This window comes from Marinospirillum insulare DSM 21763, from assembly GCF_000686905.1.
GTDB lineage: Bacteria > Pseudomonadota > Gammaproteobacteria > Pseudomonadales > Halomonadaceae > Marinospirillum > Marinospirillum insulare.
This window is the reverse complement of record NZ_JMLW01000060.1, coordinates 1-5808: the sequence shown is the minus strand read 5'-3', so window position 1 is coordinate 5808 and position 5808 is coordinate 1. Positions and strand designations below refer to the sequence as shown.

The window sequence follows — 5808 nt, the reverse complement described above, 5'->3', positions numbered from 1 at the left end:
AAACACTTGGAATGAAAACACCAAATGAAGTATTGTTTGAAGAATTACAGGCTGTTGCACTAGCAAGTTGAATCCAAGATGTGTAAATATTTTTTTTACAAATACAAAAGGTTTCATAATTAAATAGTTACACCTTTATCTTCTAATGAAGCAACTATTTTTTCAACAGTAATTATTTTATCTAGTTCATCAAAGTCGAAACCTATATCAAAAGCATCTTCTAACTCAAGCACTAGGTTTGTATGGTTCAATGAGTCCCATTTAGCTATAGTACCTAAACCAGAGTCTTTGCTTATTTCATCTTTGTTAACTTTAAGTGTTGTTGCAACAATATCAATTACTTTTTCTAATAAACTCATAGCAATCTCTTAATTAAAGCATTTTTATCAATTTTTCCACTTTGATTTAATGGGAAAGTCTCAACAAAAACATAGTCCACAGGAATCATATAGGCTGGCAGTTTTTCTTTAAGTTTAGAATCTATAGTTTCTTTAGTAAACTCTGAACCCTGATCTAACTTAATAAAAGCTACTAAAGCAGCATCAGTTTGTTTTCCTACCGTAACTACTGCACTTACATCGACACCATCAAGTGTATCAATAGCTTTAGAAACCTCGTCTGGGTGTATTCTGTAACCACGTATTTTTACAAGTCCATCTATTCGGCCTTTTAAATAAATTAAACCATCATCTTCGTAGGCCAAGTCACCTGTTTTATAGAGTAAGCGCTGAACAAAGCTAACTGTTGGATCTGTTGTAAAAGCAGAGTCTGTTAAGTTTTTATCTTGATAATAACCCATCATAAGTTGTGGGCCGGAAATGCAAAGTTCACCTTCTTTACTCGCAATGTCATCTTCGTCTAAAAGTACATAGTTGAGTGAATCAAAACACTCACCAATAGGCACTGGCTTATCTTCAGCTATTAAATTTTCTTTGTTGTCTAAACGCACTGCAAAACAATTTATAGTAACTTCTGTGGGTCCATAAACATTATAAAAATGTGCGCCTTGCGTAAGGGATTTGTAATCTTCAACAAGCTGCCAAGGAAAACGATCACCACCTGAAAGAATAAGCTTAAGGCAGGATATATCAGCACCCCGTTTTCTTTTAGCAAAAGCAGTTAGTGCTAAGTGTGTTGTAGGAACTGAATAAAGCACATCTATTTCATATTTCATTATTAATGCCAAAACACTAGGAATGTTAGTATTTTGGCGTGCCACACCAATGCTTGTGCCAAATGCGAGTGCAAAAGCTATGTCACCCATTGTAATGTCAAAGGTAAGTTCAGACGTTAATAACAAACGCTTAGATGTTGAGTATTCAGCAAAATAACGTTGTGTCCAATCAACGTACGAGCGAAAAGATGCCGCTGAAATAACTACACCTTTAGGCTCACCGGTAGAACCAGAAGTAAATATAATGTAGGCAACATCAGTGGGTCTTAAAGGTGAAACTAGAGAAAAGTCATTCTGCAGGCCTTCATTTTTCTCAAACAGGTTTATGACATTTATTGACTTAAAACTATTAGCTAGTGAAGCAATATTTTCATCATCAGAAATAACAGCAGCAGGTTTAATCTTACTGATAATCTCATTGTTTTTTTGGATTGGCCACGATGTGTTTAATGGAACAATATAAAAGCCTGCCTGCCAAGCTGCAAACATTGTTGCTATGTAATGAGAGCCGCGCTCCATTAACAAGCAAATACCTTGTTGAACGCCATTCACTCTAGCAGGGATATTTTTTAATAAGTTAAAAGTACAGGTTTTTACTTCATCATAACTTAATTTACTTTGCCCATCAAAATAGCTTATATTTTTAAAACTTGATTTATCTAGGATAGTATTCATTTTTGAAATCATAACACTCTCTTTAAATATAGATGTAGATTTAATTTCTATTAGCCTGTACATTCGGGGTCATATTGTATTAAAGCCTTCTAGCATTTCATTCAATTCTTGCCAGTCATTGTGCTCTGCAAGATTAAGGTTAAGTTCTTTTTCTTCATCGCTCTGCAAGTTTAAAGCATGGAGTTCGGCGGATAAGTTTGTTAGCTCAATTTCCAAGCTTATATCCCAATCCTTTATAAGCCATTCCGCTTGTAGCCCACCTTCGGCTGTTGGGTATAAATAAGGCAGTGGCAAGCTATCATCATAAAAACTATAAAAACACTCACTAAAACGCTTAGCTTTATCATTATCTAAAGCCTTGCCTTTACCATTTAGCCAGCCATTGTTTAGCAAGGTTAGCTCTTCAAATCGTGTGTCTTTTAACATTTTCGCTACCCTCTCTACGCCACTCAGCCATATAACTAGGCGGCTCGCTGTTTTTAAGCTTTAAAGGGCTTAAACTCTTCATCATCAAAAGGGTTAAATCCTTCTGGCCAATTGGCTTCTAGCTGGCAAAGTAGTTTAACTTGCAAAGGTGCTTTTTTGTTTACCTTCTTAACAGTTACGTTGACTTCGTTATTATTGGCTTCTAAAAGGCGGTTAATGTCTTTGGTATAAATTCTAGGGCAATAACCCATTAACTCTACTGGGTCATCTGTTCTTAGCATGAGTGCTAGTCTGTCTACTTTGTTTTGAATGTCCTGCATTAAATAAAGCTTTTCGCCTTCTTTAATTTTTTCAATTCTATCTAAGTAGCTTTTGGGTAGGTGGCTAATACCATGGCTAAAAAAGTAGGTGGTGTATTTACCGTTATTTAGTTTAGGAATTTCAAACAGCTGTAGTGAGTCTGTTGCCCTAATACCGTTAGTTCTGGCTAGTTCATCTAGCTTGGTTAGGTTTTTATCTAGGCCAATCCAGTCTAGGTATCTTTTATATTCTGGTCTGCTTTTGGCTAATAGTCGGTTTTGAAAAACAGGAAACAGCTCATCACTAAAGTAGGTTTGCTTGGCATCGGTCATTTCACCCAGATAGCTAAAGTTATTGTTTTGTTGTGCTTTTTTTAAACCTTGGGTGTAACAGAAGTAATACTGATTATCTTGCTGCCACAGGCGGCCAATGGGAATCCATTCTCTTAACTCTGGCTCCCGCCAGCTTAGAATAAGAACTTGATCACTCATTTTGGCAAATCTCTTTTTTTAAGGCTGTTAATTTTGTCATATTTTCTTTTAAGATTGCTTGTGCAAATAGGCGTTGTTTTTCGCTAATAAATTCATTCGGTATTCGTGCAAATATGTTTCTAATATCGTCTGTACCTATTGTTGCTATTTTTTCTAGCCAGTAGCAAAGTTGCTCAGGGTAGTTACTGCCTAAAAGTTTGCAAGCTTCAAGTGTACCGAGCCTTTGTGAGCGCTTATCATAAAAGGGTGTTTTTGCTCGCTGGCAGTAGGCAGCAACAGTAAAGTTTTTATCTTTGGTTACTAGCCTTTCAGCAATTTTTGCATCTTGTTCACGGCAACCAAAACCAGCGGCGTGGTCGTAACTAGGTGCCAAGCTGAGTTTGCCCTGCTGCTTAAGGATAAAACCCCAATTCTCATGATGTCTATCTTGGTTAGCTATTAAACAGTCGAAAACTATGTAGCCAATAAAATTAACAAGGCTGCTTAGGTTTGGGTACTGCTCATCAATATCTGAAACTATTTTAGCTGCTGTATCTAGTCGGTACTCTTTAACTTTATAAAACTTATTTACAGGGTAATTGTTATCAATTTCGGCTAAGAACTCATTGCCATGAATTAACTGCTCGTTGTCTAAAACAATGCTTGTGCTCACGGTTCCTAGGCTATTTTTATACTTAGCAAACTCATATTTAGCTGCAGGTAAATCTATAAGCTTGGCTATTTCATAAGCTGCTACTTCAGCCCAATCCTCACCAGTGTTTGGCCTGCCAATTTTAAAAAGTTTTTTACACTTTTCTTCTTGGCAATAAATCCAGTACTTTTCTTTAGTACCTAGCTGCTCAATTTCTTGCTTAACTTTAATTTCAACAATGGGGAATAGCACAAGCTCATCCATAATTTTCACCAAAAACTTAAAGGCTATGCCCTATAAAATCCTTATCCATGCTTGCCAAAAACCTTGCCACCAACTATACACCACCCACCCATGCTTTGGTTTCTTGGTAGTGCTGTCTTAACCAAGCTGCATTGTGGTTGAGTGATTGCTTGGTTTTGTCGAAAGCTACTAGCCAGTGTTTGGCTTGGGCTTTTTTGGTGTTGAGTTGCTAGCAGCGTTTACTGCCTTGCACAACATTAGCAAGCTAAGGTTAAACCTTGTCGTTCTTAATTCTTACTGTGTAGGTTAAATCTTTATCTGACTTTTTAGAAAGGTGGAAAATGCCGCTACTTAGCATTATTTTAATTTTGTCTGTTTCAATGTACCTGTCGTGCACATTCTGATTAATTTGCTCGGCTTTTACTTTCCAGTCAGTGAAAAGCTTTTCTAAAGGCACGTGCTTATCAAAGTTATCAGCTATGATTTTAACAAGTATGTTCTTACGTGGGAGTATTTCATCTAAAACGCTTTCACTTTGTTTCCAGTTGTTATTTTTATGAATGTAGAAGTCGGTTATTTTTACAAACTCTGCATCAGAAATAAGTGCTTTTATATGATTAAGTGCTTCTTGTTTGTGTGTATTTGTTTCATGAACACCTGTTAGAAGCATGTTTAATCGTTCAAAATTATCGGATAATGCATTAATATCCAATTGTGTAAAGTCTGCATTATTATTTTTTTTAGTTACTAGCTGAACTTTTAAAATGGTTTTATCGACTAATTGACTGGCAGTTAGCTGGCTAGTTTCTGCTTCAAAATTGGTAAGGTTTATTATAGGGTCGGCTGTAAATTGCCCAACTGCTGAAATATCTTGAAATAATGGATGCTGACTAGTACATACTAAAGCTGGCTGTATAAACTTTAAAAGTTTAGTAACTAATCTAGTATCGAATGAATTACCATACTTAAAATTAATATACTCTTCAATTAAATCATCACTTAAACACACTGCTTGCATACTTAATCACCTCTATTGATAGTGAAAATTTCTTGCAAGGTTGCATCGTAAAAACCTTTGGGGAAGCTGTTTTCATTATTCTTATCTACAAACATCCCCATGTTATTAATGTTAATTTTCTCAAATGGTTCTTTGTATTTTTTGTAGTGGATAATTACATCACTACTTTTAATATTTTCTTTAAAAACCTCGTAACGGGTTCTGTTTAGAAGGTGGTCATTATGAGTTTCTATAATTAGTTGAATGCCTTTAGAAGCTATAAATGCAAAAAAACCAGCTAGGTTAGATTGTGATTGTGGGTGTAGGTGAATTTCTGGGTTTTCAATGATAATAATATTATTTGGCTTAGCACTTAAACAAGCAATAATAATGGTTGAAAGAAAACTTATACCTGTACCTATATTACCTGGCTTAAAGGTTAAGCCTTCATCGTTTTTGTAAAAGGTTCTAACATGTGAACTACCTGAACTTTCTGTTTGTAGTTCATAGCTATAGTTAGTAATTTTGTTTAGCCAAAAATTGGTTTGTCCTTCTAAGGTGTAAGAAGGTGCAGCTTTAGTGATTAATTTTTCTTCGATAGGTTCATCTTTAAACTTATCAAAATAAACGGTTATGTATTCACCTGAAATACCGAACTTGCGCTCTTCTTTAGTACTAGGAACCACACCTTGAATTTCTTTAAAAACTTGGCGATTGGCATTCAAATAAGTTAAGTTATTAGGGTAAGATAAGTAGCTATCATGTTTCCCAAACATTTCCTGGATTCAACTCTCAAGTGCAACTCATTAAACTAGGATTGGATGGCAAGCTGCTGTAGCATCTTATGCTTTTCAATCGACCAAGAATGAGA

7 protein-coding genes are annotated in these 5808 nt (G+C 35.5%); all 7 read right to left on the bottom strand.

Going from position 1 to position 5808, the window contains the following annotated elements:
* Positions 1-119: 119 nt before the first annotated feature.
* Entirely contained in the window at positions 120-359 is a 240-nt protein-coding gene (locus BP27_RS0113455; protein WP_027851974.1) for an acyl carrier protein, read from the bottom strand.
* Positions 356-1861, bottom strand: coding sequence for an AMP-binding protein (locus tag BP27_RS0113450; protein ID WP_027851973.1), 1506 nt, complete (start codon positions 1859-1861; stop codon positions 356-358). The genes BP27_RS0113455 and BP27_RS0113450 overlap by 4 nt, the downstream gene beginning before the upstream one ends.
* A 57-nt stretch (positions 1862-1918) precedes the next feature.
* Complete coding sequence (locus BP27_RS0113445; RefSeq protein WP_027851972.1) at positions 1919-2275, bottom strand: hypothetical protein; 357 nt, start codon at positions 2273-2275, stop codon at positions 1919-1921.
* Between the two features lie 53 nt (positions 2276-2328).
* Complete coding sequence (locus tag BP27_RS16425) at positions 2329-3066, bottom strand: HIRAN domain-containing protein (protein ID WP_036240415.1); 738 nt, start codon at positions 3064-3066, stop codon at positions 2329-2331.
* On the bottom strand, positions 3059-3961 hold the full coding sequence (locus tag BP27_RS0113435; RefSeq protein ID WP_027851971.1) for a HipA domain-containing protein: 903 nt from the start codon (positions 3959-3961) through the stop codon (positions 3059-3061). The genes BP27_RS16425 and BP27_RS0113435 overlap by 8 nt, the downstream gene beginning before the upstream one ends.
* A gap of 250 nt (positions 3962-4211) precedes the next feature.
* A complete protein-coding gene (locus tag BP27_RS0113430; RefSeq protein WP_027851970.1) occupies positions 4212-4958 on the bottom strand; it encodes a hypothetical protein in 747 nt (248 codons plus the stop codon).
* Positions 4959-4960: 2 nt separating this feature from the next.
* Positions 4961-5713 (bottom strand): AAA family ATPase, encoded by a 753-nt coding sequence (locus tag BP27_RS0113425; protein WP_036240412.1) that lies wholly within the window; start codon positions 5711-5713, stop codon positions 4961-4963.
* Positions 5714-5808 lie beyond the last annotated feature (95 nt).

Bases quoted from the DNA above. Each gene is read 5' to 3' on its own strand.
- BP27_RS0113455 (WP_027851974.1), bottom strand. From the start codon at position 359: ATGAGTTTATTAGAAAAAGTAATTGATATTGTTGCAACAACACTTAAA.
- BP27_RS0113450 (WP_027851973.1), bottom strand. From the start codon at position 1,861: ATGATTTCAAAAATGAATACTATCCTAGATAAATCAAGTTTTAAAAAT.
- BP27_RS0113435 (WP_027851971.1), bottom strand. From the start codon at position 3,961: ATGGATGAGCTTGTGCTATTCCCCATTGTTGAAATTAAAGTTAAGCAA.
- BP27_RS16425 (WP_036240415.1), bottom strand. From the start codon at position 3,066: ATGAGTGATCAAGTTCTTATTCTAAGCTGGCGGGAGCCAGAGTTAAGA.
- BP27_RS0113425 (WP_036240412.1), bottom strand. From the start codon at position 5,713: ATGTTTGGGAAACATGATAGCTACTTATCTTACCCTAATAACTTAACT.
- BP27_RS0113430 (WP_027851970.1), bottom strand. From the start codon at position 4,958: ATGCAAGCAGTGTGTTTAAGTGATGATTTAATTGAAGAGTATATTAAT.
- BP27_RS0113445 (WP_027851972.1), bottom strand. From the start codon at position 2,275: ATGTTAAAAGACACACGATTTGAAGAGCTAACCTTGCTAAACAATGGC.